We start from the raw sequence: 14883 nt of genomic DNA, 5'->3' as shown, positions 1-14883 counted from the left end.
TCCCAAATTCTCTCTAAAGGCTCCAGGAACATGATGGACATCAACGAGATTCGCGAATATCTGCCGCACCGCTACCCCTTCCTCCTGGTGGATCGGGTGGTGGACCTGGATATTGAAGGCAAGCGCATTCGCGCCTACAAGAATGTCAGCATCAACGAGCCCTTCTTCAACGGCCACTTCCCGCAGCATCCGATCATGCCGGGCGTGCTGATCATCGAGGCCATGGCCCAGGCGGCCGGCATCCTCGGTTTCAAGATGCTCGATGTGAAGCCGGCCGATGGCACCCTGTACTACTTCGTGGGTTCGGATAAGCTGCGCTTCCGCCAGCCGGTCCTGCCGGGCGACCAGCTGATCCTTGAGGCGAAGTTTGTCAGCGTCAAACGCGGCATCTGGAAGTTCGACTGCCAGGCCACCGTCGATGGCAAGGAAGTCTGCTCGGCCGAGATCATCTGTGCGGAACGCAAACTATGAGTTTGGTTGACCCTCGCGCCATTATCGATCCTTCGGCCAAGCTGGCCGAGGGCGTTCAGGTCGGCCCCTGGTCGATCGTTGGACCCGATGTGGAAATCGGCGAGGGGACCGTGGTCGGACCTCATGTGGTTATCAAGGGCCCGACCCGTATCGGTAAGCACAATCGCATCTATCAGTTCTCTTCGGTCGGTGAGGATACGCCCGATCTGAAGTACAAGGGTGAGCCCACCCGACTGGTGATCGGCGACCACAACGTGATCCGCGAGGGTGTCACCATCCACCGCGGCACGGTGCAGGACCGTTCGGAAACCACTATCGGCGACCACAACTTGCTGATGGCTTATGTGCATATCGGTCATGACAGTGTGATCGGCAATCATTGCATCCTGGTGAACAACACCGCCCTGGCGGGCCACGTACACGTGGACGACTGGGCGATCCTGTCTGGCTACACCCTGGTGCATCAGTTCTGCCGCATTGGCGCCCACAGCTTCTCCGGCATGGGCACGGCCATCGGCAAGGACGTACCGGCCTACGTCACCGTTTTCGGTAATCCGGCCGAAGCCCGCAGCATGAACTTCGAAGGCATGCGCCGTCGTGGCTTCAGTGCCGAGGCCATTTCTGCGCTTCGTCGCGCCTACAAGGTGGTCTACCGCCAGGGGCTGACTGTGGAGCAGGCTCTGGCCGAGCTGGCCGAGCCCTCCGCCCAGTTCCCGGAAGTGGCCGTATTCCGCGATTCCATCCAGTCCTCGACCCGCGGCATCACCCGCTGAGCCCATGAATCGTCCTTTGCGCATCGCGCTGGTTGCCGGCGAGGCGTCCGGCGACATCCTCGGCTCCACCCTGATGCAGGCGCTCAAGGCCCGCCATCCCGAAGCCGAGTTCATCGGTGTTGGCGGCCCCCGTATGCAGGCGGAAGGGTTGGAATCCTATTTCCCGATGGAACGCCTGGCGGTCATGGGCCTGGTGGAGGTGCTGGGGCGCCTTCCCGAGCTGCTGCGCCGTCGCAAGTTGCTGATCCAGACCCTGATCGACGCGCGTCCTGACGTCTTCATCGGCATCGATGCACCGGACTTCAACCTGGGCGTCGAGCTCAAGCTGCGCCGCGCCGGGATCAAGACCGTGCACTACGTCAGTCCTTCGGTCTGGGCCTGGCGGCAGAAGCGGGTGCTGAAGATTCGCGAAGGCTGTGACCTGATGCTCACGCTCTTCCCCTTCGAAGCGCGTTTCTACGAAGAGCATGGCGTGCCGGTTCGTTTCATTGGCCACCCGCTGGCTGATGCCATTCCTCTCGAGGCCGACCGTGCGGCTGCGCGCACGGGGCTCGATCTGCCGGTCGACGCGCCCCTGGTAGCGCTGATGCCCGGCAGCCGAGGCGGCGAGGTGGGCAAGCTGGGGGCACTGTTCCTCGACGCTGCCGAGCGCCTGCGGTCGATTCGTCCCGGTGTCCGCTTCGTCCTGCCCTGCGCCAGCCCCGAGCGGCGCGAGCAGTTGGAGGCCATGCTGGCCGGCCGGGAACTGCCCCTGAAACTGCTTGATGGCCGGTCCCACGAGGCGTTGGCCGCCTGCGATGCGGTGCTGATCGCCTCCGGTACCGCCACCCTTGAAGCGCTGCTCTACAAGCGCCCCATGGTGGTGGCCTACAAGGTGGCGCCGCTCACCTACCGAATTCTCAAGCGTTTGGTGAAGAGCCCCTACGTGTCCCTGCCAAACCTGTTGGCCCAGCGGCTGCTGGTGCCCGAGTTGCTGCAGGATGCCGCTACGTCCGACGCCCTGGCCCACGCTGTGGCGCCGCTGATTGATGACGGCGAGGTGCAGACCGACGGGTTCGACACCATTCACCGCGCCTTGCGCCAGGATGCCTCGCGCCAGGCGGCCGATGCCATCCTGCAACTGATTGGAGCACCCTGATGCAGCTCGGCCTGGATTTCAGCCTGGTGGAAGAACTGGTGGCCGGCGTCGACGAAGTCGGTCGCGGTCCCCTCTGCGGCCCGGTGGTCACTGCGGCGGTGATCCTCGATCCGGCGCGGCCGATCCTCGGGCTCAACGATTCCAAGAAGCTCACTGAAGCGCGCCGGGAAGCGCTATTCGATGAGATTCGCGAAAAGGCGCTGGCTTGGTGCATAGCCCGCGCCGAAGTGGAAGAGATCGACCAGCTGAACATCCTCCACGCCACCATGCTGGCCATGCAGCGCGCGGTGGAAGGACTCAGCGTCACCCCGAAACTGGCCCTGATCGACGGCAACCGCTGCCCCAAGCTCAAGGTGCCCTGTGCCCCCGTGGTCAAGGGCGACAGCCAGGTTCCGGCTATCGCTGCCGCGTCCATCCTGGCCAAGGTCAGCCGTGACCGGGAAATGGCCGAGCTGGATGCGAGCTATCCCGGCTACGGTATCGCCGGGCACAAGGGCTATCCCACCCCCGTGCACCTGGAGGCCCTGCGCCGCCTGGGCCCCACCCCCATCCATCGTCGCTCCTTCGGGCCGGTCAGGGCCCTGATCGACGAATCGAACTGAAACAATTCTGTCGCCTCACTGACTTGTTAGGTCGCGTCCCCCTAAGAAAGAACTGTCCGATTATCGGACAGTTTCGCCCCCCTTTTTTGCCGCCTTTTTTGGGCAGAGGGCTCTAGGCCGCCGCTTGACGAGCAATCGCTTCGCGGTGGTCCCGTAGATTCGGTTCGTACCGGATCTCCACCAACAAGCCGCTGCAAGCGGTCAAGGGAGCGTCCCATGCAAGAGATTGCCAATCTGGTGGTCGACTTTCTCAATGGCCTCATCTGGGGCAAAGTGCTGATCTGGCTACTGGTCATCAGCGGTCTGTATTTCACCGTGCGTCTTGGGCTGATCCAGTTCCTTCATTTCGGTCATACCTTCAGCGTACTCAAGGGCAGCCGCCAGGCTGACGAGTCCGGGATTTCCTCCTTCCAGGCACTGTGCACCTCGCTGGCCGCACGCGTCGGCACCGGCAACGTTGCGGGCGTGGCCGTGGCCATCACCTTGGGTGGTCCTGGCGCGGTGTTCTGGATGTGGGTGATTGCCATGGTCGGCATGGCCACCGGCTTCGTTGAAGCCACGCTGGCGCAGTTGTTCAAGGTGCGCGACGACAACGGCCAGTTCCGTGGCGGTCCGGCTTATTACATGGAGAAGGGGCTGGGCGCGCGCTGGATGGGCATCCTCTTCTCGGTCTTCCTGATCATTGCCTTTGGCTTCGTGTTCAATTCGGTGCAGGCCAATACCATCAGCGGCGCCCTGCAGGGGGCCTTCGATGTACCGCTGTGGCTAAGTGGCGTGGCGCTGGTGATCGTCACCGCACTGATCATCTTCGGTGGCCTGCGCTCGATTGCACGTTTCTCCGAGCTGGCCGTGCCATTCATGGCAGTGGCTTATCTGCTGGTTGCGGTCGTGCTGATCATCACGCAGATCAATGAGATTCCCGGCGTCCTGGCGCTTATCGTGAAGAGCGCTTTCGGTCTGCACGAAGCGGCCGCTGGCGGCATCGCAGCCGCGGTGATGAACGGCTTCAAGCGTGGCCTGTTCTCCAACGAAGCGGGCATGGGGTCAGCGCCTAATGCCGCGGCCTCCGCCTCTCCCTATCCACCGCACCCCGCGTCCCAGGGCTACGTCCAGATGGCCGGAGTGTTCATCGACACCCTGCTGATCTGCACCGCTTCGGCGGCCATCATCCTGCTTGCCGGCCCGCAGGAAGGTGAGGGAATCATGTTGGTGCAAAACGCCTTGACCAGTCAGGTGGGCGGTTGGGGCAAGTACTTCCTGGGAATCATCATCCTGTTCTTCGCCTTCACCTCCATCGTCGCCAACTACTTCTACGCCGAGAACTGTCTGGTTTTCCTCGAACACAATCATCCGGCTGGCCTGGTGGTATTCCGCTTCGTGGTGCTTGGCATGGTGATGTTCGGCGCGGTGGCTTCGATGCCTTTCGTCTGGAACCTTGCGGACGTTTCCATGGGGCTGATGGCGATTACCAATCTGATCGCCATCCTGCTGCTGTCCAACCTGGCGATCAAGCTGGCCCGCGATTACAACGCCCAGCGCAAGGCCGGCAAGCTGCCGACCTTCGACGCCAGCCAGTACCCCGAAATCCAGAGCAAGCTGGAGCCGGGCATCTGGGACAAGTCCGACCGACCCGCCGCGCAGGTGAGTGGGGAGCAGTCGCCCAACTCGCTGGCCTAAACCTGTAGCTTTGCCCGAGGGCCCGGTACAATCCGGGCCCTGTCGTTTTCGCGTTTTGCATAGGACTTCCATGACCGCTTCCTTCGTCCATCTGCGTCTGCACTCCGAATATTCCCTGGTAGACGGCCTGGTGCGGGTCAAGCCGCTGGTCAAGGCTGCGGCAGGCGCGGGTATGCCGGCGGTGGCGATCACCGACCAGAGCAACATGTGCTCCCTGGTGAAGTTCTACAAGACGGCGATGGGCGCGGGCATCAAGCCCATCTGTGGCGCCGATATCTGGCTGGCCAGCCTGGACGAGGATGGCCCTCTGAGCCGCATGACCCTCCTGGTGATGAATGCCAAGGGCTACCGCAACCTCACCGAACTGGTTTCTCGTGGCTGGTCCGAGGGCCAGAGCAATGGCCTGGTGATCATCCAGCGCGAGTGGGTGAAGGAAGCCGCCGAGGGTCTGATCGCCCTGTCCGGCGCCAAGGAAGGCGAGATCGGCATGGCCCTGCTCAATGGCGACCCGGCCGGTGCCGAGGCCCTGTTGGCCGAGTGGCAGACGGTGTTCCCCGATCGTTTCTACCTGGAGCTGCAGCGCACTGCGCGGGTCAATGACGAAGAGCATGTCCATGCTGCCGTTGCCCTGGCCGAACGTTGCGGGGCGCCGCTGGTGGCCACCAACGACGTGCGCTTCATCAAGCCGGGTGACTTCGAGGCCCACGAGACCCGTGTATGCATCGGTGAGGGCCGCGTCCTCGACGATCCGCGCCGGCCACGCAATTTCTCCGACCAGCAATACCTGAAGTCCCCCGAGGAGATGGCGGAGCTGTTCAGCGACATCCCCGAGGCCCTGGAAAACACCGTCGAAATCGCCAAGCGCTGCAATATCGAGGTGCAGCTGGGCAAGCACTTCCTGCCCGACTTCCCCACGCCCAACGGCATGAGCATCGACGACTACCTGCGCCACGCCTCCTTCGAGGGCTTGGAGGAGCGCCTGGCTGTGCTCTGGCCGAAGGAGACCACGCCGGACTACGAAGAGAAGCGCCAGCTCTACATCGACCGTCTGGAGTTCGAGCTGGGCACCATTATCCAGATGGGCTTTCCCGGCTACTTCCTCATCGTTGCCGACTTCATCCAGTGGGCGAAGAACAACGGTGTGCCCGTGGGCCCCGGCCGGGGCTCGGGCGCCGGCTCCCTGGTGGCCTATGTGCTGAAGATCACCGACCTGGACCCCTTGGCCTACGACCTGCTGTTCGAACGTTTCCTCAACCCCGAGCGGGTCTCCATGCCCGACTTCGACGTCGACTTCTGCATGGATGGCCGCGACCGCGTGATCGACTACGTGGCTGACAAGTACGGCCGCAACGCGGTGAGCCAGATCATCACTTTCGGTTCCATGGCGGCCAAGGCGGTGGTGCGCGACGTGGCGAGGGTACAGGGCAAGTCCTACGGCCTGGCCGATCGCCTGTCGAAGATGATCCCCTTCGAAGTGGGGATGACCCTGGAGGCCGCCTACAACCAGGAGGAAGTGCTGCGAGACTTCCTCAAGGCGGATGAAGAAGCCCAGGAAATCTGGGACATGGCGCTGAAGCTGGAGGGCATCACGCGGGGCACCGGCAAGCATGCGGGTGGTGTGGTAATCGCCCCAACCAAACTCACCGACTTTTCTCCCATCGCCTGTGACGAAGAGGGCAACGGCCTGGTGACCCAGTTCGACAAGGACGATGTGGAAGCCGCCGGCCTGGTGAAGTTCGATTTCCTTGGCCTGCGGACCCTGACGATCATCAAGTGGGCCATGGAGATGATCAACCGGGAGCAGGAGAAGCAGGGCAAGCCTCTGGTGGATATCGACCGCATTCCGCTGGACGACAAGAAGACCTACGACATGCTGCAGAAGGCGGAGACCACTGCGGTCTTCCAGCTTGAATCCCGCGGCATGAAGGAACTGATCAAGAAGCTCAAGCCCGACTGCCTGGAAGACATGATCGCCCTGGTGGCCCTGTTCCGACCAGGCCCCCTGCAATCGGGCATGGTGGACGACTTCATCAACCGCAAGCACGGTCGCGCCGAGCTTTCCTACCCGCACCCCGACTACCAGTACGCCGGCCTGGAGCCGGTGCTCAAGCCCACCTACGGCATCATCCTGTACCAGGAGCAGGTGATGCAGATCGCCCAGGTGATGGCGGGCTATACCCTCGGCGGCGCGGACATGCTGCGTCGCGCCATGGGCAAGAAGAAACCTGAGGAAATGGCCAAGCAGCGCGGCGGCTTCATCGAAGGCTGCTCCAGCAACGGCATCGATCCGGAACTCTCGGGTAACATCTTCGACCTGGTGGAGAAGTTCGCCGGTTACGGCTTCAACAAATCCCACTCCGCCGCCTACGGTTGGGTGTCCTACCAGACCGCCTGGCTCAAGGCGCACTTCCCGGCGCCGTTCATGGCTGCGGTGCTCACCGCGGATATGCACAACACCGACAAGGTGGTGACGCTGATCGAAGAATGCCGGCACATGAAGCTGCGCATCGTCGCCCCCGATGTGAACAATTCCGAGTTCCGCTTCACCGTCGACGAGGACGGTCAGATCGTCTACGGTCTGGGCGCCATCAAGGGCGTGGGCGAGGGCCCGGTGGAAGCCATCACCGAATGTCGCGCCGAGGGCGGCCCCTTCAAGGACCTGTTCGACTTCTGCAACCGCGTCGACCTCAAGCGCATCAATAAGCGCACCCTGGAAGCCCTGATCCGCGGCGGTGCCCTGGATCGTCTGGGTCCCTTCTTCAGCAACGAGCCCAAGGCCTACCAGGCGGGCGTCGACCGTAACCGTGCGGTGCTGCTGGCGGCGATGGAAGAAGCCATCCAGGCGGCCGAGCAGACTGCCCGCAGTCATGACAGTGGCCACATGGACCTGTTCGGCGGCCTGTTCGCTGAACCCGAGGCGGACATGTACGCCAACCACCGCAAGGCCAAGGAACTGTCCCTCAAGGAGCGCCTCAAGGGCGAGAAGGACACCCTGGGCCTGTACCTGACCGGCCACCCCATCGACGAGTACGAAGGGGAGGTCCGCCGCTTCGCCCGTCAGCGCATCGTCGAGCTCAAGCCGGCGCGGGATACCCAGATCATCGCCGGCCTGATCGTCAACCTGCGGGTGATGAAGAACAAGAAGGGCGACAAAATGGGCTTCATCACCCTGGACGACCGTTCAGGGCGTATCGAGGCCTCGCTGTTCGCCGATGCCTTCAATGCCGCCAGCGGCCTGCTGCAGACCGACGCCCTGGTGGTGGTGGAAGGTGAGGTGAGCCACGACGATTTTTCCGGCGGCCTGCGCCTGCGCGCCAAGCGCGTGCTGAGCCTGGAGGAGGCCCGTACCGGCCTCGCGGAAAGCCTGCGCATGAAGGTGGACTTCAGCGCCCTGCAGGGCGATCGCCTGCGCTGGCTGGCGGATCTCTGCGGTCGCCATCGCGGCTCTTGCCCGCTGACCCTGGACTACAGTGGCAACGATGCGAAAGCCGTGCTGCAGTTCGGCGATGACTGGCGAATCGCCCCGGCCGACACGTTGATTCAGGCATTGCGTGACCAGTTTGGGCGCGACAACGTCTTCCTGCACTACCGCTGATGCGAGCGTGACAGCACGCCCGCACCGGCCCGATTTTGATTTGATCTCGACCCGAACGCGCCCGATCCCTTAAGGTAGGGCGCCAAATGGAACCAGCCGCCTGGCCCCAAGCGCACGACGGAAGCCTATGAACCCGAACTTTCTGGATTTCGAACAGCCCATCGCCGATCTGCAAGCCAAGATCGAGGAGCTGCGTCTGGTCGGTAACGACAACGCCCTGAACATCACCGACGAAATCTCTCGCCTGCAGGAAAAGAGCAGCGCGCTCACCGAGAGCATCTTCGGCAACCTGACCAGCTGGCAGATCGCCCAGTTGGCGCGCCATCCGCGCCGCCCCTATACCCTCGACTACATCGAACACCTCTTCACCGAGTTCGACGAGCTGCACGGCGACCGCCACTTCTCCGATGACGCCGCCATCGTTGGCGGTGTTGCCCGTCTGAACGATCAGCCGGTCATGGTCATCGGCCACCAGAAAGGCCGTGACGTGCGCGAGAAGGTCCGCCGCAATTTCGGCATGCCCCGTCCCGAGGGCTACCGCAAGGCCTGCCGCCTGATGGAAATGGCCGAGCGCTTCAAGATGCCGATCCTTACTTTCATCGACACCCCCGGCGCCTACCCGGGCATCGATGCCGAGGAGCGTGGCCAGAGTGAGGCCATCGCCTGGAACCTGCGCGTGATGGCACGCCTGAAGACCCCCATCATCGCCACCGTGATCGGTGAGGGTGGTTCCGGTGGTGCGCTGGCTATCGGCGTTTGCGACCGCCTGAACATGCTGCAGTACTCCACCTACTCGGTGATCTCGCCGGAAGGCTGCGCCTCGATTCTCTGGAAGACCGCCGAGAAAGCGCCGGACGCTGCCGAGGCCATGGGCATTACCGCCGAGCGCCTGAAAGGTCTGGGCATTGTCGACAAGGTCATCGCCGAGCCTCTGGGTGGCGCTCACCGCGACCCGGCCGTCGCTGCCGAGTCCATCCGCAAGGAGCTGGCCGAGCAGCTGAAGACCCTGCAGAAGCTCAGCACCGAGGATCTGCTGGCGCGTCGCTACGAGCGCCTGATGAGCTACGGCGTAGCCTGATCCCTCTACAGGCTGTAAAGATCGGGTCCCGGCTTTATGCTTGGGACCCGATTTCGTTTCTGAGCAATCCATGTCCCTCGAGACCCGCCTTCTGACTGCCCTGGCTCCCTGGCGTCATGCGCCGGCCTGGCAGGTCGCATTCTCCGGCGGGCTCGATTCCACCGTCCTCCTTTATCTCCTGGCGCGCCTCGCCCGTCGCGAGGCCTTGCCGCCGCTGTGCGCCCTGCACGTGCACCACGGCCTCCAGCCCGCGGCTGACGCCTGGCCTGCCCATTGCCAGAAGGTCTGCGATGAGCTGGGGATTCCGCTCAAGGTGCTGCGGGTGACCGTCGACGCCGGACCCAGCCTGGAAAGGGCCGCCCGAGAAGCGCGTTACACCGCGTTCATGGGGGAGCTAGGGAGAGGAGAGGTGCTGCTCAGCGCTCAGCATCGTGATGACCAGGCTGAGACGTTGCTCTTCCGCCTGTTGCGGGGTGCTGGCGTGCGAGGGCTGGCGGGCATGCCGGCCAGCCGGCCGCTGGGGCAGGGCAGTCTGGTGCGGCCGCTGCTAACGGTCTCCCGCGCCGAGCTGGAAGCCTTTGCCCGTGCCGAAGGGCTGGCCTGGGTGGAGGATCCGAGCAACGCCGACACGGACCTGGCCCGCAACTTTCTCCGTCACGTCATCCTGCCGGCGCTGCAGGCGCGCTGGCCGCGAGTGGCGGAAAGCCTGGCGCGCAGTGCCGCGCATATGGCCGAGGCTGACGCCCTCCTGAATGAGCTGGCTCGGGCCGATCTCGACGCTGCGAGGGGCCACTGTGACTTTCCCTGGCTGTCTCTGCCATCGCTGGAACTGGCGCTGTTGGCATGCCTGACACCCGCCCGGCAACGCAATGCACTGCGATGCTGGCTGGCGGCCCTCACTTCGCTGCCGGACAGTGATCACTGGGCCGGCTGGGAGAACCTTCGCGACGCCGCTGCCGACGCAATCCCGATCTGGCGCCTCGCCAGGGGAGAGGTGCATCGCGCCGACGGACGGTTGTGGTGGTTATCCGGAGCCTGGCTCGAAACGCCGGCCGCCAATCTCGTCTGGGCAGATGCCGGCGAACCCCTGGACCTGCCCGGCAATGGCCGGCTTGAAATATTGGGCACGCCGCCCGCTGGCAGGCTTGAGGTCCGCTACCGGCAGGGCGGGGAAGTGCTGGAGGTTTCCGGGCGGGGGCGGCGCGACCTCAAGCGCTTGCTCAACGAGTCGCACCTACCCGCGTTTGTGCGCGGCCGATTGCCGCTGCTGGTGGTGGATGGCGAGCTGCTGGCTGTGGCGAATCTCCCGGATCTCGACGGCACGCGGCAGGGCGGTTGGCGCCTGCACTGGACGCCTCCGACGAATGATCAAGGTTTGAGCTGGTAGGGTCTTTCCGGTAGACTACGCTCCCGTCTTATATAGCTTCCGCTGATTCCTTCGGAGTCGGCGGTTGTTGCTTTTGAAGCAGCGCCCATTGGCGCTCCATGGATGAAGGTCTTGGTCCTTCGTCGCTTTCCCCGGCGGCCTTCCGCCTAAACGCAGACTTCTAGGGTTTTTCATGACGCGCTACATCTTCGTCACGGGTGGTGTTGTTTCTTCTTTGGGGAAAGGCATCGCCTCGGCATCCTTGGCCGCCATTCTGGAAGCGCGGGGCCTGAAGGTCACCATGCTCAAGCTCGACCCGTACATCAACGTGGACCCGGGTACCATGAGCCCCTTCCAGCACGGTGAAGTCTTCGTCACCGAGGACGGCGCCGAGACCGACCTGGACCTGGGTCACTACGAGCGCTTCGTGCGCACCACCATGACCCAGAACAACAACTTCACCACCGGCCGCGTCTACGCGGACGTGCTGCGCAAGGAGCGCCGTGGTGACTACCTGGGCGCCACCATCCAGGTGATCCCGCACATCACCGACGAGATCAAGCACCGCATCATCAAGGGTGCCGCCGGCGCGGACGTGGCCCTGGTTGAGATCGGCGGCACCGTCGGCGACATCGAATCCCAGCCCTTCCTCGAAGCCATCCGCCAGCTGCGCGTGGAAGTGGGCGCCAAGCGCGCCATGCTGATGCACCTGACCCTGGTGCCCTACATCGCCACCGCCGGCGAGACCAAGACCAAACCGACCCAGCATTCCGTGAAGGAGCTGCGCTCCATCGGCCTGCAGCCCGATGTGCTGGTCTGCCGATCCGACCATGAAGTCGACCTATCCTCCCGCCGCAAGATCGCCCTCTTCACCAACGTGGAAGAGCGTGCGGTGATCTCCCTGCAGGACGTCGACACCATCTACAAGATCCCGTCCGTGCTGCATGCCCAGGGTCTGGATGACTTCGTCGTCGAGCGCTTCGGCCTGCAATGCAACGGCGCCGACCTCTCCGAGTGGGACCGCGTGGTGGACGCCAAGCTGAACCCGACGAGCGAAGTCACCATCGCCATGGTCGGCAAGTACATGGAGCTGCTGGATGCCTACAAGTCGCTGATCGAAGCGATGAGCCACGCTGGCATCCAGAACCGCACCAAGGTCAACCTGCGTTACATCGACTCCGAAGACATCGAGACCCAGGGCACCGGCCTGCTGGAAGGTGTCGATGCCATCCTGGTACCGGGCGGCTTCGGTCTGCGCGGCGTGGAAGGCAAGATCACTACCGTGCGCTACGCCCGCGAGAACAAGATCCCCTATCTCGGCATCTGCCTCGGCATGCAGGTGGCGGTGATCGAGTACGCCCGCAACGTGCTGGGCTGGACTGACGCCAACTCCACCGAATTCGACAAGTCCAGCGGCCACCCGGTCGTGGGCCTGATCACCGAGTGGCAGGACGCCACCGGCGCCACCGAGATCCGTACCGAAGCCTCCGACCTGGGCGGCACCATGCGCCTCGGCGCTCAGGGCTGCCAGCTGGAAGCCGGCTCCCAGGTCCGCGCCTGCTACGGCAAGGACGAGATCGTCGAGCGTCACCGTCACCGCTACGAAGTGAACAACAACCTGCTGCCGCAACTGCAGGAAGCTGGCCTGAAGGTCACCGGTCGCTCCGGCGATGGCGCCCTGGTCGAAGTGGTGGAAGCACCGGATCATCCCTGGTTCGTTGCCTGCCAGTTCCACCCGGAGTTCACCTCCACGCCGCGTGATGGTCACCCGCTGTTCAGCGGTTTCGTCACTGCCGCCCTGAAATTCGCCGGGAAGGCCTGATCCATGGCGCAGAAGATCGTCCGCGTCGGCAACATCGAGATCGCCAACGACAAGCCGTTCGTGCTGTTCGGCGGCATGAACGTGCTGGAGTCCCGCGACCTCGCCCTGAAGGTCTGCGAAGAATACGTACGGGTGACCGAGAAGCTAGGCATCCCCTACGTGTTCAAGGCCAGCTTCGACAAGGCCAACCGCTCCTCGATCAACTCCTTCCGCGGCCCGGGCCTGGAAGAGGGCATGAAGATCTTCGAGGAAGTGAAGAAGACCTTCGGCGTGCCGGTCATTACCGACGTCCACGAGCCGTATCAGGCGGCTCCCGTGGCCGAGGTCTGCGACATCATCCAGCTGCCGGCCTTCCTCTCCCGCCAGACCGATCTGGTGGTGGCGATGGCGAAGACCGGCGCCGTGATCAACATCAAGAAGGCCCAGTTCCTCGCGCCCCAGGAGATGAAGCACATCCTCACCAAGTGCGAGGAAGCCGGTAACGATCGCCTGATCCTCTGCGAGCGCGGTTCCTCCTTCGGCTACAACAACCTGGTCGTGGACATGCTCGGCTTCGGCATCATGAAGCAGTTCGAGTACCCGGTTTTCTTCGACGTCACCCACGCCCTGCAGATGCCGGGCGGCCGTGCCGACTCCGCTGGCGGTCGCCGCGCCCAGGTTACCGACCTGGCCAAGGCCGGCATGAGCCAGGGCCTGGCCGGGCTGTTCCTGGAAGCCCATCCGGATCCGGACAACGCCAAGTGCGACGGTCCCTGCGCCCTGCGCCTGAACAAACTCGAGCCCTTCCTGTCCCAGCTCAAGCAGTTGGATGACCTGGTCAAGAGTTTTCCGCCAATCGAGACTGCCTGAACGGGCCGTTCTCCGGTAAAGTGCCGCGTGGGCACAATCTGACCGATTGGTCAGAACTTTCGCCGGGTCTGCCGACCCTGAGGCCCGGCGAGCAGCCTCACTTTCTGCTGAGCGTTTTCGTCAACTTTTGGAGTGCTAACAACAATGGCAAAGATCGTCGACATCAAGGGCCGCGAGGTTCTGGACTCCCGTGGCAACCCCACCGTGGAAGCCGATGTGATCCTCGAGAACGGCATCGTCGGCAGCGCTTGCGCGCCGTCCGGTGCTTCCACCGGTTCCCGCGAGGCACTGGAACTGCGTGATGGCGACAAGAGCCGTTACCTGGGCAAGGGCGTACTGAAAGCCGTCGCCAACATCAACGGCCCGATCCGCGACCTGCTGCTGGGCAAAGATGCTGCCGACCAGAAAGCCCTGGACCGCGCCATGATCGAACTGGACGGTACCGAGAACAAGGCCAAGCTGGGCGCCAATGCCATCCTCGCCGTGTCCCTGGCTGCCGCCAAGGCCGCTGCCCAGGCCAAGGGCATTCCGCTGTACGCCCACATCGCCGATCTGAACGGCACCCCGGGTCAGTACTCCATGCCGGTTCCGATGATGAACATCATCAACGGCGGCGAGCACGCCGATAACAACGTCGACATCCAGGAGTTCATGGTTCAGCCGGTTGGCGCCAAGAACTTCGCCGATGCCCTGCGCATGGGCGCCGAGATCTTCCATCACCTGAAAGCCGTGCTGAAGGCCCGTGGCTTGAACACCGCCGTGGGTGACGAAGGCGGCTTCGCCCCGAACCTGGCCTCCAACGAAGACGCCCTGGCCGCTATCGCCGAAGCCGTTGCCAACGCCGGCTACAAGCTGGGCACCGACGTGACCCTGGCCCTGGACTGCGCTTCCAGCGAATTCTTCAAGGACGGCAAGTACGACCTGTCCGGCGAAGGCAAGGTGTTCGACGCTGCTGGTTTCGCCGACTACCTGGCGGGCCTGACCCAGCGCTACCCGATCATCTCCATCGAAGACGGCATGGACGAATCCGACTGGGCCGGCTGGAAAGACCTGACCGACAAGATCGGCGCCAAGGTACAGCTGGTAGGTGACGACCTGTTTGTGACCAACACCAAGATCCTCAAGGAAGGCATCGAGAAGAACATCGCCAACTCGATCCTGATCAAGTTCAACCAGATCGGTTCCCTGACCGAGACCCTGGAAGCCATCCAGATGGCCAAGGCTGCCGGCTACACCGCGGTGATCTCCCACCGTTCCGGTGAAACCGAGGACAGCACCATCGCCGACCTGGCCGTAGGCACCGCTGCCGGCCAGATCAAGACCGGCTCCCTGTGCCGTTCCGACCGCGTGTCCAAGTACAACCAGCTGCTGCGCATCGAAGAGCAACTGGGCGAAAAGGCTCCCTATCGCGGTCGTGCGGAATTCCGTGGCTAAGAGACTGGCCACGATCGGCTCGCTCGATCGTGAGCACGTCTGCGTGGAGCCATGTTGAAATCAGGCGCTGAATGCATC

At 63.5% G+C, this 14883-nt stretch carries 11 protein-coding genes; all 11 read left to right on the top strand.

Annotation, left to right across the window (positions count from 1 at the left end; all coding sequences use genetic code 11):
* The first annotated feature begins 30 nt into the window (after nucleotides 1-30).
* The 11 genes from fabZ (at nucleotide 31) to eno (ending at nucleotide 14805) form a co-directional block, all read left to right on the top strand.
* Nucleotides 31-471, top strand: coding sequence for a 3-hydroxyacyl-ACP dehydratase FabZ (fabZ, locus tag TQ98_RS21155; RefSeq protein WP_103103036.1), 441 nt, complete (start codon nucleotides 31-33; stop codon nucleotides 469-471).
* The gene (gene lpxA, locus TQ98_RS21150) at nucleotides 468-1244 is read left to right on the top strand and encodes an acyl-ACP--UDP-N-acetylglucosamine O-acyltransferase (protein ID WP_044874132.1); all 777 of its coding nucleotides are present in this window, start codon (nucleotides 468-470) and stop codon (nucleotides 1242-1244) included. The genes fabZ and lpxA overlap by 4 nt, the downstream gene beginning before the upstream one ends.
* A gap of 4 nt (nucleotides 1245-1248) precedes the next feature.
* The gene (lpxB, locus tag TQ98_RS21145) at nucleotides 1249-2382 is read left to right on the top strand and encodes a lipid-A-disaccharide synthase (protein ID WP_044873776.1); all 1134 of its coding nucleotides are present in this window, start codon (nucleotides 1249-1251) and stop codon (nucleotides 2380-2382) included.
* Nucleotides 2382-2984, top strand: a complete 603-nt coding sequence (rnhB, locus tag TQ98_RS21140) for a ribonuclease HII (protein WP_044873777.1) — start codon at nucleotides 2382-2384, stop codon at nucleotides 2982-2984. The genes lpxB and rnhB overlap by 1 nt, the downstream gene beginning before the upstream one ends.
* 216 nt (nucleotides 2985-3200) lie before the next feature.
* Nucleotides 3201-4661, top strand: coding sequence for an alanine/glycine:cation symporter family protein (locus tag TQ98_RS21135; RefSeq protein ID WP_044873778.1), 1461 nt, complete (start codon nucleotides 3201-3203; stop codon nucleotides 4659-4661).
* A 70-nt stretch (nucleotides 4662-4731) separates the two neighbouring features.
* On the top strand, nucleotides 4732-8256 hold the full coding sequence (gene dnaE / locus TQ98_RS21130; RefSeq protein ID WP_044873779.1) for a DNA polymerase III subunit alpha: 3525 nt from the start codon (nucleotides 4732-4734) through the stop codon (nucleotides 8254-8256).
* Between the two features lie 127 nt (nucleotides 8257-8383).
* Nucleotides 8384-9334, top strand: coding sequence for an acetyl-CoA carboxylase carboxyl transferase subunit alpha (gene accA, locus TQ98_RS21125; RefSeq protein ID WP_044873780.1), 951 nt, complete (start codon nucleotides 8384-8386; stop codon nucleotides 9332-9334).
* Between the two features lie 70 nt (nucleotides 9335-9404).
* Nucleotides 9405-10721, top strand: coding sequence for a tRNA lysidine(34) synthetase TilS (gene tilS, locus TQ98_RS21120; protein ID WP_044873781.1), 1317 nt, complete (start codon nucleotides 9405-9407; stop codon nucleotides 10719-10721).
* 172 nt (nucleotides 10722-10893) lie between these two features.
* Entirely contained in the window at nucleotides 10894-12522 is a 1629-nt protein-coding gene (locus TQ98_RS21115; RefSeq protein ID WP_044873782.1) for a CTP synthase, read from the top strand.
* 3 nt (nucleotides 12523-12525) lie between these two features.
* Nucleotides 12526-13371 carry a 3-deoxy-8-phosphooctulonate synthase gene (gene kdsA, locus TQ98_RS21110; protein WP_044873783.1) on the top strand — a complete coding sequence of 282 codons (846 nt, stop codon included), beginning with the start codon at nucleotides 12526-12528 and terminating at the stop codon, nucleotides 13369-13371.
* A gap of 144 nt (nucleotides 13372-13515) precedes the next feature.
* Entirely contained in the window at nucleotides 13516-14805 is a 1290-nt protein-coding gene (eno, locus tag TQ98_RS21105; RefSeq protein ID WP_044873784.1) for a phosphopyruvate hydratase, read from the top strand.
* The last annotated feature ends 78 nt before the right edge of the window (nucleotides 14806-14883 follow it).

This window comes from Pseudomonas sp. LFM046 (genome assembly GCF_000949385.2).
Lineage (GTDB): Bacteria > Pseudomonadota > Gammaproteobacteria > Pseudomonadales > Pseudomonadaceae > Metapseudomonas.
Note: the sequence above shows the minus strand (reverse complement) of the source record. Positions and strands in the feature narration are given on the sequence as shown.

Bases quoted from the DNA above. Each gene is read 5' to 3' on its own strand.
- fabZ (WP_103103036.1), top strand. From the start codon at position 31: ATGATGGACATCAACGAGATTCGCGAATATCTGCCGCACCGCTACCCC.
- lpxA (WP_044874132.1), top strand. From the start codon at position 468: ATGAGTTTGGTTGACCCTCGCGCCATTATCGATCCTTCGGCCAAGCTG.
- lpxB (WP_044873776.1), top strand. From the start codon at position 1,249: ATGAATCGTCCTTTGCGCATCGCGCTGGTTGCCGGCGAGGCGTCCGGC.
- rnhB (WP_044873777.1), top strand. From the start codon at position 2,382: ATGCAGCTCGGCCTGGATTTCAGCCTGGTGGAAGAACTGGTGGCCGGC.
- TQ98_RS21135 (WP_044873778.1), top strand. From the start codon at position 3,201: ATGCAAGAGATTGCCAATCTGGTGGTCGACTTTCTCAATGGCCTCATC.
- dnaE (WP_044873779.1), top strand. From the start codon at position 4,732: ATGACCGCTTCCTTCGTCCATCTGCGTCTGCACTCCGAATATTCCCTG.
- accA (WP_044873780.1), top strand. From the start codon at position 8,384: ATGAACCCGAACTTTCTGGATTTCGAACAGCCCATCGCCGATCTGCAA.
- tilS (WP_044873781.1), top strand. From the start codon at position 9,405: ATGTCCCTCGAGACCCGCCTTCTGACTGCCCTGGCTCCCTGGCGTCAT.
- TQ98_RS21115 (WP_044873782.1), top strand. From the start codon at position 10,894: ATGACGCGCTACATCTTCGTCACGGGTGGTGTTGTTTCTTCTTTGGGG.
- kdsA (WP_044873783.1), top strand. From the start codon at position 12,526: ATGGCGCAGAAGATCGTCCGCGTCGGCAACATCGAGATCGCCAACGAC.
- eno (WP_044873784.1), top strand. From the start codon at position 13,516: ATGGCAAAGATCGTCGACATCAAGGGCCGCGAGGTTCTGGACTCCCGT.